Origin of the sequence: Bradyrhizobium sp. Arg237L, from assembly GCF_029990105.1 — a bacterium.
Classification (GTDB): domain Bacteria; phylum Pseudomonadota; class Alphaproteobacteria; order Rhizobiales; family Xanthobacteraceae; genus Bradyrhizobium.
On record NZ_JAQMIL010000031.1, the window covers coordinates 63,346 to 79,833 of the forward strand.

A 16,488-nucleotide genomic window follows, 5' to 3' on the forward strand; every position below is an offset into this window, starting at 1 on the left:
CATGCTGGCGGGAAGCGAGACGATCTTGATCGAGGTGCTGGCGATCGCATTCGATGGGCTCATCGGCGATCCGGATTTGCTGTGGCGCCGCTTTCCGCATCCGGTGGCGCTGATGGGCTCGGCCATCAACATGCTCGATCGCGCGCTGAACCGCGAGCAATGGTCGGCCGCACAGCGCAAGGCCGCGGGATGCCTAACCACCGGCGTGCTGGTCGCGATCTGCGCAGGCCTAGGCCTGCTGCTGGAAGCCGCGCTGGGATCGACACTGCTCGGGCAAGCAGCCCAGGGGCTTGTGGCCTCCATCCTGATCGCGCAGCGCAGCCTCTATCAGCACGTCAGCCGGGTCGTCTCCGCCTTCACCGACGGTGGACTTGCCGGGGCAAGGCGCGCGGTATCCATGATCGTCGGCCGGGATCCGGAACAGCTAGACACCAGCGGCGTCTCGCGCGCGGCGATCGAATCCTGCGCGGAGAATTTTTCCGACGGCGTGGTCGCGCCGGTGTTCTGGCTGGCGCTGCTCGGGCTGCCGGGATTGTTCGTCTACAAGGTCATCAACACTGCCGATTCAATGATCGGCCATCGCAGTCCCCGCTACGAATCCTTCGGCTGGGCAGCGGCGCGGCTTGACGATCTGCTCAACCTCGCCCCTGCAAGGCTGGCCGCCATCCTGATCGCGCTCGTCGCGCCGATCGCAGGCGGCTCCACGGCGCAGGCCTTCAAGATCGTGTGGCGCGACGCTTCAAAGCACAGGTCGCCGAATGCGGGCTGGCCGGAAAGCGCCATGGCAGGTGCGCTCGGTCTCGCGCTGGCCGGGCCACGCCGTTATGGCGACCGCCTCGTCGATGACCCCTTCCTCAATGCCGGTGCCCGGATGGATGCCGATTCTGCCGACATCCGTCGCGCACTCAACCTGCTGATTGCAGCGTGCTCGCTGGAGGCAGCGATCTATGCGGCACTGGCGTTCGTGGTCTGACGGCTCCGTGCGATCTCGAGCATGCGATCGATGTCGAGATGCGCTTCCAGATGGTCGGCGAGCGCATCGAGTGCCGACTCGATCCGCGCCTCATAAGCGACAGACGAAGCGACGCCGAGATTGGCCAGCCACGCCTTTCGGAAGCTGTCATTGACAAACAGCCCGTGCAGATACGTCCCCTGCACGCGACCATCGGCCGAGCTGGCGCCGTCGGGGCGACCGTCGATCGTGACCACCGGGCGCACGCAATCCTCACCGCTGGTGCGGCCGAGATGAATCTCATAGCCTTCGATCGGGCTGCCTGTGGCGCAATGAATACCCCGCACGAGCGTCGTCGATTTTTCGGCATCCATCGTCGTGGCGATATCGAGCAGCCCCAGCCCCTCGACCGTACCGGCCGCACCATCAATGCCATTGGGATCAGCGATCGTCCGGCCGAGCATCTGGTAGCCACCGCACAATCCGAGCACCTGACCGCCGCGCCTCGCATGCGCCTTGATGTCGATATCCCAGCCCTGCGCACGCAGGAAGGCGAGATCGCCAATCGTCGATTTGCTGCCGGGCAGGATTACGATATCGGCGTCTACCGGGATCGGTTCGCCCGGCCTCACGAACACCAGCCTCACGCCAGGCTCCATGCCCAGCGGATCCAGATCGTCGAAATTGGCGATACGCGCAAGCACAGGAACGGCGATGACCTTCCGCGCGGAAGACGTCTGCACGCGATCGAGATCAACGGCGTCCTCGGCAGGTAGCCAGGCTGCCTGAGGTAGCCACCGCACCACGCCGAGCGACGGCCAACTGGTTAGACGCGTGACCGCTTCAAGTCCCTGGTCGAACAGCCTGGGATCGCCGCGGAACTTGTTGATCAGGAAGCCGCGAATGCGCGCGCGCTCCTCGGCCTCCAGCACGAGATGCGTCCCTACAAGGCTGGCGATGACACCGCCGCGATCGATATCGCCGAGCAACACGACAGGTACATCGGCTGCCGTGGCGAAGCCCATATTGGCAATATCGCCGGCGCGCAGATTGATCTCGGCCGGACTGCCCGCACCTTCGACCAGAACGATATCCGCCACTTGCGCGAGACGCGCGAAACTGTCGAGCACCGCGGGCAGCAGCGCCGCCTTCTTTCCGAGATAATCGGCCGCGCGAAGCGTGCTACGCCGCTGGCCCTGCACGATCACCTGCGCACCGGTGTCGGTCTCGGGCTTCAGCAGCACGGGGTTCATATGGACGCTGGGCGGCATCCGCGCGGCGCGCGCTTGCACTGCTTGCGCGCGGCCGATCTCGCCGCCATCGACTGCCACCGCCGCATTGTTCGACATGTTCTGCGGCTTGAACGGCGCGACTTTGAGGCCGCGCCTCACTAGCGCGCGCGCCAGGCCCGCGACAACAGTCGACTTCCCGGCGTTGGAGCCAGTGGCCTGGATCATCAGCGCCGGCGTCGGCCTTGCCATCAGAATTCTATCCCCTTCTGACCCTTCACGCCGGCGCGGAACGGATGCTTGACCAGCGTCATCTCGGTGACCAGATCGGCCATCTCGATCAGCGACGCATGCGCGTTGCGGCCGGTGATGACGACGTGCTTGTCGGCCGGCTTCTCGTCACGGAGAAAGGCAAGCACTTCGTCGATCGGAAGGTAGTCGTAACGGAGGACAATGTTGAGCTCATCCAGCAGGACCATGCGATGGCGATCGTCGCGGATCAGCTCCTTGGCGCGTTCCCAGCCCTTCCGCGCGGCTGCAATGTCGCGCTCACGATCCTGCGTTTCCCAGGTGAAGCCCTCCCCCATCACATGCAAGGTCACGAGCTCTGGAAATTTGGCCAGCAGCCGTGCTTCTCCCGTGTCCCACTTCGGAGATTTCGTGAATTGAACGACGGCGACGGGATAACCGTGACCGATATGCCGAAACACCATACCAAGCGCGGCTGATGTCTTGCCCTTGCCGGTGCCGGTATGGACGATCAAGAGTCCTTTTTCGCCTGTCTTGGTCGCCATGATCTTGTCGCGCGCGGCCTTGTGCTTCCGGGCCTTCTCGCGATGGCGGGCATTCTCGTCATCGGCTTCGTGAGATGGGTTCATCATGCGATTTCTCTCTTTGCTTCGTGCAGACTTTCGGCGATCACATCCGCGGCGCGATTGGAGCGTGGTGTCCATAATCCGCGCCTGATTGCTTCCGCGAACCGGGCAGCCATCTCGCGGAGCGCCGCCGGGTTGGACTGCTCGATGAAATCTCGCACCCGGTCGTCTTCGAGATAGGCCGCGAACAACTGATCGAAATGATGATTCGAGACCGCATCGGTCGAGGCCGCGAAACCGAACAGATAGTCGACGGTCGCAGCCATCTCGAATGCGCCCTTGTAGCCGTGCCGCATCACGCCGGCGATCCATTTCGGGTTGGCGGCGCGGCCCCGCACCACGCGGGATATCTCGTGCGCCAGCGATCGCACCGCCGGCATCTCGGGCCGCGACGTATCGATATGCGCAATGCGCGGCGCCTGCCCGCGCAATGTCGACGCGGCGGCTGCCAATCCGCCCATGAACTGATAGTAGTCGTCGGAGTCCAGGATATCGTGTTCGCGGTTGTCCTGGGCCTGTGCGATCAGGTCGACGTCGGCCAGCCGCTCGACAAGATCGTCGCGGGCAGCGCTGCCCTCCGCCCCGGCGCCATAGGAATAACCGCCCCAATCCAGATAGACGTCGGCCAGATCAGCGCGATCGTCCCAGCCGCCCTCGTCGATCAAGGCTTGCAGCCCCGCGCCGTAGGCGCCGGGCTTTGAGCCGAACACCCGATGAGCAGCGCGGCGCTCGGCGAGCTCGCGGCTGATGCCGCTTGCTTCCAGCGTCTGCCGCCGGCGGCGGACATTCGCGGCGATCGGATTGGCGTCATCAGGTTCGTCGAGCGCCGCGACAGCCGCCACCGCGCTCGCGATCATGTCCATCTGGGTCGGAAACGCATCCCGAAACAGGCCCGAGACACGGAACGTGACATCGATGCGCGGACGTCTCAGTTCTGACAGGGGCGTGATCGCAAAGCCGGTCACCCGTCCAGAGGTCTCCTCCCACGTTGGCCGCACCCCAATCAAGGCGAGCGCCTGTGCAACATCATCTCCGCCGGTGCGCATGTTGGCGGTCCCCCAGGCCGACAGCGCGATCGTCCGTGGCCATTCGCCGGTTTCCTGCCAGAAGGATTCGACGAGCCGTTCGGCGGCCAATTGTCCGATTCGCCAAGCCGACGGAGTCGGCACCGCGCGCACGTCGACAGCGAAGAAGTTGCGGCCGGTCGGCAGCACGTCGGGCCTGCCACGCGTCGGCGCTCCCGACGGACCGGGAGACACGAAGCGGCCATCAAGACCGCGCAGCAATGCCGCCATCTCTTGCGGCGGGCTCGCGTCAATGGCCGGCCGCAATCTCGTCTCGATCCAGTTCTGCACGGCTGCGGTGCGTATCCACGATGGGTCCGGCATCGTTTCGCCCGATACTAGCCGCAACGCCAGTTCTTCGATCCGTTCGACAGTGTCCCCCGTCGTCCGCCACAGGTTCGAGCCAAGCGCGGCCAGGACCGCCGGCCGTGGCCCTGTGAATGGGGCAGCGAGATCGCGGGTCAGCGGGTCGAAATCGACAAGACCGAGATCGAGCGCCAGTGACCGCTGCAGCGAGGCGTCTTCCGGCTTGCGGTCCGACCGCGGCACGCGCGCAATCGACACGAGAAGATCGGCGCACTGTCTCGGATCGGGCGCACGCCCAAACACGTGGAGGCCGTCGCGGATCTGCATTTCCTTGATATCGCACAAATGCGCGTCGAGCGCACGCAGCGCCTCGCCGACCGGCATGTCCCGCGTCAGGTTGACATCGGCATCGAGCCGCTGCGCCCGCGCCATCGAAAGGATGTCCTCGGCGATAACAGCCGCGCGCTTCGGATCGAGGTCGGTTGCAACCGAATATTCATCCACCATCGATTCCAGCCGCGCCAGATCGTCGTGCAATCCGGCACGGGTCATCGGCGGCGTCAGATGATCGACGATGACCGCGGAGGTGCGGCGCTTGGCCTGGATGCCTTCGCCGGGATCGTTCACGATGAATGGATAGAGATGCGGCAACGGGCCGAGCACCGCATCCGGCAGGCAATCGGCGGAAAGCCCGGTGCTCTTGCCGGGCAGCCATTCCAGATTGCCATGCTTGCCGAGATGAACGATCGCGTGGGCGTCGAAGACGCGGCGCAGCCAAAGATAGAACGCCAGATAGTGATGGGGAGGAACGAGGTCCGGATCGTGATAGGTGCTCTTGGGATCGATGTTGTAGCCCCGCGCCGGCTGCACGCCGACAACGACGTTGCCGAACCGATGCAGGCCGAGACGAAACACGCCATTGGTGACGTGCGGATCATGGACGGGATCACTCCAACGCTCCGTGACCGCACGCTGAACATTGGGAGGGAGCGCACTAAATGCCGCTTCGTATTCCGCAAGCGGCCATGACGCGCCACCGCGCCGCAAGGCGCGGCCCTCGAGCGCATTGGTCGGTCCCTGCTGCAAGAGCCGCATCATGCTGGCCGCATCATCAGGTGCGCCGGAAATCGCGTATCCCCCGTTGCCCATAGCAGTGAGGATTCCGATCAGGCTTTGCGGCGTATCCAGACCGACGCCGTTGGCGAGACGGCCGTCGCGATTGGGATAGTTGGCGAGGACGATGGCGACCCGTCGCTGGCTCGCAGGCGTACGGCGCAGCCGCACCCACGCCGCAGCGAGATCGGCTGTAGCCTTAACGCGATCCCCGACTGGGCGGAAAGCTGTCGGCGTGAAGGAGCCAAGGCTCTGTCCGGATTCCTTGAACGCAATGGCATTGGCGAAGATGCGCCCGTCAACCTCGGGTAAGACCACATGCATGGCAAGGTCACGCGGGTTGAGGCCGCGGGTCGAGCTTTCCCAGCTTTTGCGGGAAATGCCGGCCTGGGCGACCTGCAGCACGGGACAGTCGGTCTCCGACAATATCCCGGCGTTTTCGCGCGCGGTCGCCGTCGCAAAGGCCGTCGCGTTCACGATGATGTCGGGCGGATGTGCGGCGAGCGCCGGGCGCAGGAATGCGATCGAGCGTTCGTCCTTGAGGCTCGTGACATAGAGCCCGACTACATTGAGCCCACGCGCCCTGAGCGCGGAGCACAGCGCATCGACCGCGGCGGTATCGCCGCCTGCGACGAGGGCGCGGTAGAAGATCACGACAGCGTTGGGGCGTTCGTCGGTGGCAGGTTCGCCGTTCCAGAAGCCGGCGGCCGGCATTGGCCGCGCCGACGGCGGCCTGTTGCCGTGGCCGATCAGATGCGCGGCGAAGCGAAGCGCCAACTGCGCGTTGTCGATGCCGCCTTCAGTACAATAGCGCCACAGTTCGTAGGTCTCGTCGGCGCCGAGCGTGCCGCGCGCGGCTAATGCAGCGTTCCAGTCGGTTTCGCCGGGAATGCAGGCGAACAACGTTCCGCGCTGGATCGCGTCGCGCCGAAGGCTTTCAACGCCGTGCGGCCAATAGCTTTCGCCGCCGAGCATCCGAAGCACGACGATCTTTGCTTCGCTCAGCGTGCGTTCGACATAGAGATCGACCGAGGCGGGATGACCAAGAGCCAGCAGATTGGTCAGACGGACGCTCGGGAAGTCCGCAGGCAATGCCGCATGCGCAGCACCGAAGGCCGCCAGATCACTATCCGCCGCGGACAGGATGACGATGTCGGCGGTTTCCTGCCCGAGGTCGCGCGCGACATCGCCGTCGTCGATGCTGCCGCCGCTGTCGAGTTTCAGATGCATTGATCGCCTTTCGAAAGGCTATCCCGCAAGCGCGCGGCGCGCCGCATCGGCGTCGAAGCCCTTCAGGCCGATCACGACCAGATGCTCGGCCTGCTTGGCGTCAGGCCGCGCGAACGCCAGCTCGACACGGCTGCCGACCGCCTGCACCACGATCGGCGCAGGCTTCTCGGAGATCCGTGCATGGCCCTTGACGCGCAGCACCCCCGAGAGACCGAGGACGTCGCTGACCCGCGCGCGCATCGCCTCGACGCTCTCGGCCGCCGCAGGCGTCACGACGATGCTGTCGAAATCGTCGTGATCGTGCTCTTCTTCGCCGTGGTGACCCGCCCGCGCGGCGAGGTCATTCTCGGCATCGGCTTTCATCCCGATGAGCACGTCAGGAGCAAGAGCCCCGTGAGAGCGGACGACGCGGACACCTTGCCTCAACTGTGCGCCAAGCCGGCCTTCGATCCCGGCAAGCACCTCCTGCGACACCAGATCGCTCTTGGAAAGGACCACGAGGTCGGCGCAGGCGAGCTGATCCTCGAACACTTCCTCGATCGGGTCGTCGTGATCGATCTCCTCGTCCGCAGCACGCTGGGCCGCGACCGCCTGTTCGTCGAGCACGACACGTCCCTCGGACAGCGCCAGAGCATCGACGACGGTCACGACGCCGTCGACGGTCGCGCGCGTGCGGACCGCAGGCCACGCGAACGCCTTCAAGAGTGGCTGCGGCAGCGCCAAACCTGACGTCTCGATCACGATCGCATCAAGCGGTTCGTCCCGAGTCAGCAGCTCGTCCATCGTCGGAATGAAATCGTCGGCGACGGTGCAGCAGATGCAGCCGTTGGTCAGCTCGACGATATCGCCGGGCGCACAGGCCTTGGCCGCGCATTCCTCGACAAGACCGCCGTCGAAACCCGCATCTCCGAACTCGTTGACGATGACGGCGATGCGGCGGCCGTCGGCTTGCGTTAGAAGCGAGCGCAACAGCGTCGTCTTTCCGGCCCCGAGGAAGCCAGTAAGCACGGTAACTGGAACACGAGACATATTTCAGGACTCCTTAAGAGGAACGTTTGAGCCACAGCGGAAGGCCGGCCGCGACGAACACGACGTTGGGAACGACCGAGGCGATTACTTGATTGAGACGGCCCTGCGCATCGCGGAATTCGCGGCCGAGCCTGGTTTCAGGCACGATGCCGAGACCGACCTCGTTCGACACCAGGACAACAGGGTTTGCTGCTACGCTAAGAAACCGCGCGAGCCCTTTCGTCTCGACATCGGGGTCACGCCCTGCGAGCATCAGGTTGGAGAGCCAGAGTGTCAGGCAATCGACCAACACCGCGCAGCCGGGCCGCGATACCTGTGTCAAGGCATCAATGAGCGCCAGCGGCTCCTCCACGGTTGTCCAATCCGACCCACGCCGGCCGCGATGATGCGCGATCCTGTCCTGCATCTCTCCGTCGCCTGCGGTCGCCGTTGCCAGATACACGCGTGCAAGGCCGCTTTCGGCAATCATCCGCTCGGCAAAAGCCGATTTGCCCGAACGTGCGCCCCCGAGCACCAGCGTGGTCGAGAGATCAGTCATTTCGGAGCGCTGCCATCCTCGGGCGACCAGCGGGCGGGCGGCAGCCGCGCCACCATTCCCTTGCGCAGGATTTCGGCGCGCTCGCGCCACGGCACCAGGCCGTAGGTCGACTTGCGATAGGAATCGATGAAAGACACGACGGCACTAGCACCCTCGGGCTGGAGATCGCCGAACAGGAAGGTGTAACCGTCCGAGCTCGAAACCGCGACCGTGGTCGGCCGCTTGCACACGCTCAAGCACTGCACGCGCCGGACTTGAACAGCAGCATCACGTTCGCTTGTAGCGACCTGGATCGCGTCGAACATGGCAGGGCCAGCCAGGACGCCCTCTGACGTCTTGCAGGTGACGCATACGCTCACGATGACAGAACCGCCAGGCGCGGTCGCAGGCAAAGCTTCGTCCGGGCGAGTATCAGGGTCTTGCTGATCGACGTCGTTGCGATCCATCACAATGCTCAAGTCAGGGCCATGACGGCCGCGAGCTTTGTTGGATCGCGTTCGACGGTGGAACGACCATCGAACTCATTCCGTCCGGTGCACCCCGCCCGACGAACCTCCAAAGCACAATACGCGATGGCAGGTCTCCTGGCTCGCGGGTCGTCGCCTCTCGCCGCCTTCCCGGTCATCCCAGTGGCTTCGGCTTTGGCTCGCCGCTTACAGTTGCGGGGGCAGCGTCGGCATTGCACCGGCTTCCCTTTTTCACCTTCCCGAAGGAAGGACCATCGCCGCCACGCTAGCTGTCCCCGCGACGGCGGTCAACCGCAGTTGACCTGCCCGTTTCCTTCGGCCACTTAAGGCGCGCGCACGAGGAGCCCATGACCTTCCAAATCCCATCTGACTGGCAAATCCCCGCGATCGCTCCAATCGATCAGACGCTTGCCGCAACGATGCGCGCGCGAATCGACGGCAAAGCCAAGCCGCCGGGATCGCTCGGACGAATCGAAGATTTGGCTGTGCAGCTCGGCACGATCACCCATCCGTCGGCCGCAGCGCTGCAGAACGCCGTCCTGCTCGTGTTCGCTGGTGATCACGGGCTGACGGAAGAAGGCGTTTCGCAATATCCGTCCGCCGTGACGGCCGCGATGGTAAGGACCTATCTCGCAGGTCGCGCCAGCGCCAACGCCTTTGCGGCCGCCTCGGATGTCAGGATCCGCGTCGTGGACGCCGGCGTCGCCAGCGAACTGCCTTCCCATCGCGACCTCCTCGCCATCAAGATTCGGGCCGGCACCGCGAATTCTGCGCGCGAGGCGGCGATGTCGGCCCAGGAAGCGCGCAAGGCGCTCGCGGCCGGCTTTGCCATAGCTTCCGGTGAAATCGATGATGGCGCCGACATCATCGCGCTCGGCGAGATGGGAATAGGTAACACGGCGTCTTCGGCGCTTCTGGTGCATCGGCTGGCGCCCGCTCCGCTGGATGACTGCATCGGCGTCGGCGCCGGCCAGGACGAGCCGGGCATGGCGCGCAAGCGCGCTGCCATCCACAAGGCGGCCAATCGTAGCGATGCCACGGCGCCGTTCGAGGTGCTCAGGGAATTCGGCGGCCTCGAGATCGCCATGATGGCGGGCGCAGCGCTTGGCGCAGCGGCGCATCGTCGTCCTGTCGTCATCGACGGCTTCATTTCGTCCGCTGCCGCCCTTGTTGCCGTCAGGCTGGCGCCGGCGACGCGCGACTATTGCGTGTTCGCGCATCGGTCGGCCGAAAAGGGTCACGACATCGTGCTCGCGGCGCTTCAGGCACGGCCGCTACTCGCTCTCGACATGAGACTTGGCGAGGGTACCGGCGCGTTGCTGGCCGTCCCGCTGGTACGGGCCGCGTCCCGCCTGCTGACCGATGTCGCCGACCTCAGCGACGTGCTGGAGGGAAGGATCTAGATGCGCCTGGATCGTTTTCGCGACGCGGTCCGATTCCTTACGATCATCCCTGTCGGCGCTTCGAACGATGCGCCTGATTCCGAGTGGCTGGTCCGCTCGTCGCAATTCTTCCCGCTGGTTGGTGCGATCGTGGGTCTCGTTTCGGCGGCGACCCTTGTGCTCACAGCCCTCGTGTTGGGGCCAGTCATCGCGGCGCTCCTGGCGGTGTTGGCAAGTGTCCTTCTCACCTGCGGATTGCACGAGGATGGCCTGGCCGATACCGCAGACAGCTTTGGCGGCGGCTGGACGGTCGAACAGCGTCTCACCATCATGAAGGACAGCCGGATTGGAACCTATGGCACGCTTGCGCTGATTTTCGCAATTGCATTGCGCGTCGCGGCGCTCGCCGAGATGCCGGCCTGGATTGGCGCGGCGGCGCTGATTGCGAGCGGAGCCGCCGGCCGCGCCGTGGTGCTGCCGATCGTTGGCTGGATGAAATATGCAGGCAACACGTCCGCGATGAAGGTGGCCTATACGCCCTCTCCGCTCCGGGCAGGCGAAATCGGCTTCGCAACGATTGTGGCGCTGCTCGCACTGACGCCACTTGCTGCGGCCTCCGGTACGCATGCCCCAACCGCGCTTATTGTCGGCATCGCTTACGGTATCGCACTGGCAGTTGCGGTCACGCTGTGGTCGCGACGGCTGATCGGCGGCTATACCGGCGACGTGCTCGGGGCCATCGAGCAGGTGTTCGAGGTCGGCTTTCTGCTTGGCGTTGCCGCCGTCATCCGGTCGGCCATGTGATCTGCGCCCATGTTCGAGTGAGTCATCGGTGTCTGACAAGAGCGAACCGATCTGGCGAAGCGACATCGATTCATTGGCATTCCGTCCCACCGGACACATGGGTATATGCGTCATGCACCGGCGCGCATTCCGGACGCTGCTGGGTTACACGCCTTCGCCACGGCAGTGCATCGACTTCTACCTGATACACCGCGATTCGTTCGAAGCGGCGGCCCACGCCAAGCTGATCGCCAGAAGCATCCGAGAAACGGAGAACTTTCATCTCACGAGCCGCGACATCCGTCGCCGGATAAAAAATTCGGTCGCATCGGGCGATGCCGTGGGCTAGAATGACTCGCGGAATGAGGATCACCATGCAGCAGACGCAGTCAGCCGATTTTACAGCCGTTGCAACCGGCACGAATGTCATCGTTCAGGCCGTTCTGGCGATGGCTCTCGGTCTGTTCGTCGTTGGCATGGTCGGCTTTTCGCACATCAGTGCCGTCCATAACGCCGCCCACGACGTGCGCCACGCGAACGCCTTCCCCTGTCACTGACGACAGATGCACGTCTTCAGATCGATCGTGTTTGCGGCGTCGCTTGCCGGGTTGATCGTCGGCGCGCTGATATCGGTCGTGCAGTTCTTCGGAACCGTGCCGCTGATCCAGAAGAGCGAAATCTACGAGAAAGCCGCGGCCGATGCGCAGCACAAGGCCGCCCATTCCAGTGGTGGTGAAGCGGATCATCATCACGATGCGGAATGGGAACCCGAAGAGGGCTTGCAGCGCAACGCCCTGACCGTCGCCGCCAACATCCTTACTGCGATTGGCTTCGGCCTCATGCTCACCGGCATCTATGCGCTTCGGCAACGACCGGTCCATTGGCGCGAGGGTCTGTTTTGGGGCCTTGGCGGCTTCGTCGTTTTTGTCGCGGCGCCCGGTCTCGGCCTCCCTCCGGAGCTGCCGGGTTTGCCGGTCGCCGATCTCACCGCGCGGCAAATCTGGTGGGTCGCAACCGCTGCTCTGACAGCGTCGGCGCTCTACCTCCTGATCCTGCGCTCCGAACCGTGGGCTGCGGTCCTCGGGCTCATACTCATTATCATACCGCATCTCGTCGGCGCGCCTGTTGCGCCCGAGTCTCATGTCGAAGTGCCGGCCTCCCTTTCTCACCAGTTCGTGGTGACCGTCGTACTCACCGGACTTTTGTTCTGGAGCCTGTTGGGCATCGCAACGAGCCTCGCGTTCGAGAAAGTATAAAGTATCAAGACAACGAAGTTAGGCGGCCGATCGTCAAGCTGCGCCCGCTGGCTCCTCACCGGAATTGCCAGCACCAGGACGGATCGCCGCGATCACGGCGCTCCCTCATGTCGACACGCATGAAACGATCATGCGCGAGCGCGGCGCCGACCCACAGTTCATTCCAGGCGTCGAACACCGCCGGAGACAGCGGCCCGCGTTCTGCCATCAGGTGCCATGAGGTCTGCCGTACCGTCGCGGTCGCGCCCTGCACGCGCAACTCGGCGTCATCGCCCTGCCCACAGGCAATGCGAGCGAACGCGCCGGCGAAGCCCGCAGCCCCAGGACCGACACCGCCGAGCAGCGAAGCGACGTCGTCAAAGGTATGCATCCCCACCAGCCGCGCTGCAGCGCCAGCAAGGTGACCACCCTCCTCAGGACCGAGCACGGTGATGGTTTCCGGCACGATCGACGTGATGTATTCCATCGCGTAGTTGCGCAGGACTTTCTGAAGGCGCTCTTCTGGCCAGGTGTTTTCCGGAAGCCGTGGCGCAAGATCCGCTCGAAACGGGGGACATTGCTCGCCAGGTGAGAATTGCAGCCGTTCATCGGGAGTAAGGTCGTGATCCCACTCCTTGTAGTAGCCTTCCAGGCCGGGCTGTCCGTCGACCGTCTGGCCGGTACAGACGAAGCCCAGCCGTGGATTACCGAGGACGACGCCGTTATTGGCGTGCCATCCTCGCAGCATCGCGCGCGACACCTCCGATGGAATGCCGCAGATCGCGGTGCCCGACCAGATCCATCGCGGCGGCGGATATCGTACCCAGGCCTTTTGATCGCTCTCGTAGACATACTCGACCTTAACGCCGCCGACCTGGTTCGAGAGATAATGGTATTGCGCGCAGGCCACTGCGTGCGGGAGCTTGTCGAGCCCCAGCTTTTTCAACCCCGGAACAAAGCGCGCCAATTGCTGGCGTCGGAAGGTCCGAAACACCACCTCGGCCGCGCGCGCCGCGCCGGCGCGGGAAGATAGCATCAGGATGAGGCCGGTGAGATAGGAATGGTAGATCAGTTCGACGGCCCGATAGGCGGCGACGTCATCCTTGGCTCGGCTCTCCGCACTTCCGCTCAATTTTTCTTCTCCAAACCGGCGACCACGAAATCCGCGATCGACTCCGCCACGCGTTTCTTGGCCGCTTGCGTCTCTCCGGGACGCGGTTGGTACCAGCGCGACGTCCAGTTCAAGGCGCCAAGCAATGGCTTCGCGGCAAGCTTGGCATCGACGGACCTGAATTCGCCGGAAGCGATCCCGTCCTTGATCACCCGGATATAGAGGTTCTCGTTGGCCTCGCGCAACGCGGCGACATCTGCAAGCTCTGCCCTCTCGCTCTCGTTCGTGCGTTCCAGAAGGTGCATTTCCAGCCCCTGCGCGATCACGCGCAGATAAGGCAGGTGATCGATGACCAGGATGGTATGGGCGACCGCCATGCCGTGCAGGCGGTCGCGCGCGGAAGCCGGGGTCTCGAAAGATGGCCGGATCGCCGCCTGTGTCAGTTCCATGCCACGGCGGTGCACGGCGAAGAAGAGCTCGGACTTGCTTCGGTAATAATAATAGATCGCCCCTTTGGTCGAACCGATCTCGTCGCTCACCCGATCGAGCGACGTGGCGGCGAAGCCCTGGCGCATGAAAGCGCGCGCGGCAGCGTCGAGAATGTCGATCCTCCGATCCGCCAACGGCTCGCCGGTTTCGATTTTGCCAAGCTTGCTCAAGATACCCCTCCTGCGCTGCGCGCAATTGACATCCAAACATACTACTCGGTAGGCTGCAACATACTACTCAGTATCTAAGAAAAGGCAGGGTGGATGACGGACGATTACGCGGGGCTGCGTGTCCTCGACGTAAGCCAGGGATTTGCGGGTCCCTACTGCGGAGCTATCCTCGCCCGCAGCGGCGCGTCTGTCGTCAAGGTCGAGCCGCCGAGCGGCGACTGGGCCCGCACGATCGGCGGATCGGTCGATGGGCACACAGCCTTCAGCCTCGTTCCCAACATCGGCAAGCGCGCGATCTGCATCGACGGAACCAGGCCGGACGGCCGCAAAGTTCTCGCCGGCCTCGCGGCCTCAGCCGATATCGTGATCCAAAACTTCCGTCCCGGTGTTGTGGAGCGGCTGCAGATCGCCGATGCGCAGTTGCGGCCAGCCAATCCCGATCTGATCTACGTTTCGATCCTCGGCTTCGGCCCCGGCCCCTACGAAAATCGTCCCGCCACCGACACCATCATCCAGGGCTTCACGGGCATGATGGTAATGAATCGCGATAGCGCGGGCACGCCGCGGCGGATCGGAATGCTGGCGGTCGACACCGCCGCCGGTATCTACGCGGCCCAGCAGGTCGGTGCAGCGCTCTACAGGCGCCTCTCCGGACGCGGCGGACGTCACATCAGGATCTCGCTCGTGGAGGTCGCGGCGGCGTTTCAGGCGATGCCGATCATCGACGATGCCATGCATCGTGACCGTCCGAGCCCGCCTTTGAGCGTGCCGATCGGAACCTTCGCCACCTCGGACGGCCACATCAATCTCTCATGCGTGTCGAACGCCATGTTCCGGGGCATCTGCCATGCGCTGGGCAAATCCGATTGGATCGAGGACCTTCGTTTTGCGACCGAAGCCGGCCGCCTGGCGCATGCTGGCGAAATAACCGGCGAAGTCGTCGACATCCTTCGCACCCGGCCGAGTGCACATTGGATTCGCGCCTTTGAGGAGCAGGACGTGCTGTGCGGTCCCGTTCAGGACTACCGGGCGTTCCTTGCCGATCCTCACGTGCAGGGCCTCGGGCTGGCTGCGACGCTTCAGGGCGGCGCCTTCGAAGGCCTTCCGCTCACCCTGCTTCCCGGCACCGCGGCGCCCAATGCACACGCGCCCGCGCCGCCCAGGCTCGGGGAGCATACGCGCGAGATCCTCATCGAACACGGCTATTCGCAAACTGCGGTCGACCGGCTCGTCGAAGACGGCACGGTCATCGAGGCAGACCAAAGGGAGGTAAGAAAATGAAAGCAAGAGCAACAACGAGTGCCATCGCGGCCGGCCTTCTCGCCAGTCTGATGGCATCCTCCGCGGTCGCGCAAGTGTCCGACAACGTCGTACGCATCGGCATCCTCAACGACATGACCGGGATCTATGCCGACGCCGGCGGAAAGGGCTCGATCCTCGCGGCGCAACTCGCAGCGGAGGATTTCGGTGGCAAGGTCGCCGGCGCCCCGATCGAGATCGTCTCGGCCGACCATGCCAACAAGCCCGATATCGCCGCCAATCTCGCGCGCCAGGAATACGACGCGCAGGGTGTCGACGTCATCGCCGATGGCGGATCGTCGGCGGCGGCGCTCGCGATGCAGAACGTCTCGCGCGAGCGCAAGAAGGTCATCCTGTTGTCAGGGCCTGCGACCGCCGAGATCACCGGAAAGGCCTGTTCACCCTACAGCTTTCACTGGATGTACGACACCTACGCGCTCGCCGCCGCTCCGCCGGAAGGGGTCCTGAAGCGCGGCGGCGACACCTGGTTCTTCATCACCGCGGACTATGCGTTCGGCAAGTCGATGGAAAGCGAGGCGACCAAGCGCATCGTGGCCAGCGGAGGCAAGGTCATCGGCGGCGTACGTGCACCGCTCGACACTCCCGACTTCTCCTCGTTCCTGCTTCAGGCGCAGGGCTCCGGAGCCAAGGTGCTTGCGCTCGCCACCGCCGGCAGCGACACCAGCAACGCGATCAAGCAGGCGCAGGAATACAATGTGATCGGCTCCAATACACAGGTCGTGACCTTCCTGATGTTCATCAACGACGTCGACGCCATGGGCCTGAAGAACGGACAGGGTCTGGTCTCCTCGACGACCTATTATCACGACCTCGACGACGGCAGCCGCGCCTTCGCCAAGCGCTTCTGGGACAAGATGGGCCGGCCGCCATCGATCGTGCAGGCCGGCGTCTACAGCTCCGTGGTCCATTATCTGAAAGCGGTCGCTGCGACCGGAACGGACGATGGGACCAAGGTGGCCGCCAAGATGCGCGAGATGCCCGTCGAGGACGCCTTCACCCATGGCGCGAAGATCCGCGCGGATGGCCGTTTGCTGCGCGATCTCTACGTGACCGAAGTCAAGAAGCCCGAGGAGTCGAAGGGACCCTGGGACTACTGGAAGATCGTCGCGACGATTCCGGACGACAAAGCCTGGCGTCCGGCCGACGAAAGCGAGTGTCCACTCCTGAAAACCCACTGAGCCGAGGAGCGCGTCGG

At 64.3% G+C, this 16,488-nt stretch carries 16 protein-coding genes and 1 riboswitch; of the genes, 8 read left to right on the top strand and 8 right to left on the bottom strand.

Going from position 1 to position 16,488, the window contains the following annotated elements:
* Position 1: 1 nt before the first annotated feature.
* The gene (cbiB, locus tag OZ411_RS20175; RefSeq protein WP_282529363.1) at positions 2-973 is read left to right on the top strand and encodes an adenosylcobinamide-phosphate synthase CbiB; all 972 of its coding nucleotides are present in this window, start codon (positions 2-4) and stop codon (positions 971-973) included.
* Here the strand turns inward: cbiB and OZ411_RS20180 are convergent.
* From OZ411_RS20180 to OZ411_RS20205, 6 genes are read right to left on the bottom strand one after another with little or no spacing between them, the layout of a single operon-like run.
* Positions 946-2,433 (bottom strand): cobyric acid synthase, encoded by a 1,488-nt coding sequence (locus OZ411_RS20180; RefSeq protein ID WP_282529364.1) that lies wholly within the window; start codon positions 2,431-2,433, stop codon positions 946-948. The two genes, cbiB and OZ411_RS20180, sit on opposite strands and share 28 nt — an antisense overlap.
* Positions 2,433-3,062, bottom strand: coding sequence for a cob(I)yrinic acid a,c-diamide adenosyltransferase (gene cobO / locus OZ411_RS20185; RefSeq protein WP_165421081.1), 630 nt, complete (start codon positions 3,060-3,062; stop codon positions 2,433-2,435). Before cobO ends, OZ411_RS20180 begins: the two co-directional genes overlap by 1 nt.
* On the bottom strand, positions 3,059-6,769 hold the full coding sequence (cobN, locus tag OZ411_RS20190) for a cobaltochelatase subunit CobN (protein ID WP_282529365.1): 3,711 nt from the start codon (positions 6,767-6,769) through the stop codon (positions 3,059-3,061). Before cobN ends, cobO begins: the two co-directional genes overlap by 4 nt.
* A gap of 18 nt (positions 6,770-6,787) precedes the next feature.
* Positions 6,788-7,798 carry a cobalamin biosynthesis protein CobW gene (gene cobW, locus OZ411_RS20195; RefSeq protein ID WP_282529366.1) on the bottom strand — a complete coding sequence of 337 codons (1,011 nt, stop codon included), beginning with the start codon at positions 7,796-7,798 and terminating at the stop codon, positions 6,788-6,790.
* A gap of 13 nt (positions 7,799-7,811) precedes the next feature.
* On the bottom strand, positions 7,812-8,336 hold the full coding sequence (gene cobU / locus OZ411_RS20200; protein ID WP_282529367.1) for a bifunctional adenosylcobinamide kinase/adenosylcobinamide-phosphate guanylyltransferase: 525 nt from the start codon (positions 8,334-8,336) through the stop codon (positions 7,812-7,814).
* On the bottom strand, positions 8,333-8,782 hold the full coding sequence (locus OZ411_RS20205) for a DUF1636 domain-containing protein (protein WP_282529368.1): 450 nt from the start codon (positions 8,780-8,782) through the stop codon (positions 8,333-8,335). Before OZ411_RS20205 ends, cobU begins: the two co-directional genes overlap by 4 nt.
* A gap of 110 nt (positions 8,783-8,892) precedes the next feature.
* Positions 8,893-9,074: riboswitch (cobalamin riboswitch) on the bottom strand.
* A 76-nt stretch (positions 9,075-9,150) separates the two neighbouring features.
* On the opposite strand from OZ411_RS20205, the gene cobT reads away from it, so the two are divergent.
* From cobT to OZ411_RS20230, 5 genes are read left to right on the top strand one after another with little or no spacing between them, the layout of a single operon-like run.
* Positions 9,151-10,206, top strand: a complete 1,056-nt coding sequence (cobT, locus tag OZ411_RS20210) for a nicotinate-nucleotide--dimethylbenzimidazole phosphoribosyltransferase (protein ID WP_282529369.1) — start codon at positions 9,151-9,153, stop codon at positions 10,204-10,206.
* Positions 10,207-10,989, top strand: a complete 783-nt coding sequence (gene cobS / locus OZ411_RS20215) for an adenosylcobinamide-GDP ribazoletransferase (RefSeq protein WP_130578510.1) — start codon at positions 10,207-10,209, stop codon at positions 10,987-10,989.
* Positions 10,990-11,017: 28 nt separating this feature from the next.
* Positions 11,018-11,317: a hypothetical protein gene (locus OZ411_RS20220; RefSeq protein ID WP_130578509.1), complete on the top strand. Its 300-nt coding sequence runs from the start codon at positions 11,018-11,020 to the stop codon at positions 11,315-11,317.
* Between the two features lie 25 nt (positions 11,318-11,342).
* Complete coding sequence (locus OZ411_RS20225) at positions 11,343-11,525, top strand: CbtB domain-containing protein (RefSeq protein WP_130578508.1); 183 nt, start codon at positions 11,343-11,345, stop codon at positions 11,523-11,525.
* A 6-nt stretch (positions 11,526-11,531) separates the two neighbouring features.
* Positions 11,532-12,224: a CbtA family protein gene (locus OZ411_RS20230; protein WP_282529370.1), complete on the top strand. Its 693-nt coding sequence runs from the start codon at positions 11,532-11,534 to the stop codon at positions 12,222-12,224.
* Positions 12,225-12,279: 55 nt separating this feature from the next.
* On the opposite strand, the gene OZ411_RS20235 is transcribed toward OZ411_RS20230, so the two are convergent.
* Positions 12,280-13,335 carry a hypothetical protein gene (locus tag OZ411_RS20235; RefSeq protein ID WP_130578506.1) on the bottom strand — a complete coding sequence of 352 codons (1,056 nt, stop codon included), beginning with the start codon at positions 13,333-13,335 and terminating at the stop codon, positions 12,280-12,282.
* Complete coding sequence (locus tag OZ411_RS20240; protein WP_282529371.1) at positions 13,332-13,973, bottom strand: TetR/AcrR family transcriptional regulator; 642 nt, start codon at positions 13,971-13,973, stop codon at positions 13,332-13,334. Before OZ411_RS20240 ends, OZ411_RS20235 begins: the two co-directional genes overlap by 4 nt.
* A gap of 93 nt (positions 13,974-14,066) precedes the next feature.
* Between OZ411_RS20240 and OZ411_RS20245 the strand changes: the two genes are divergently transcribed.
* Positions 14,067-15,254: a CoA transferase gene (locus OZ411_RS20245; protein ID WP_282529372.1), complete on the top strand. Its 1,188-nt coding sequence runs from the start codon at positions 14,067-14,069 to the stop codon at positions 15,252-15,254.
* Entirely contained in the window at positions 15,251-16,471 is a 1,221-nt protein-coding gene (locus OZ411_RS20250; RefSeq protein WP_282529373.1) for an ABC transporter substrate-binding protein, read from the top strand. Before OZ411_RS20245 ends, OZ411_RS20250 begins: the two co-directional genes overlap by 4 nt.
* Positions 16,472-16,488 lie beyond the last annotated feature (17 nt).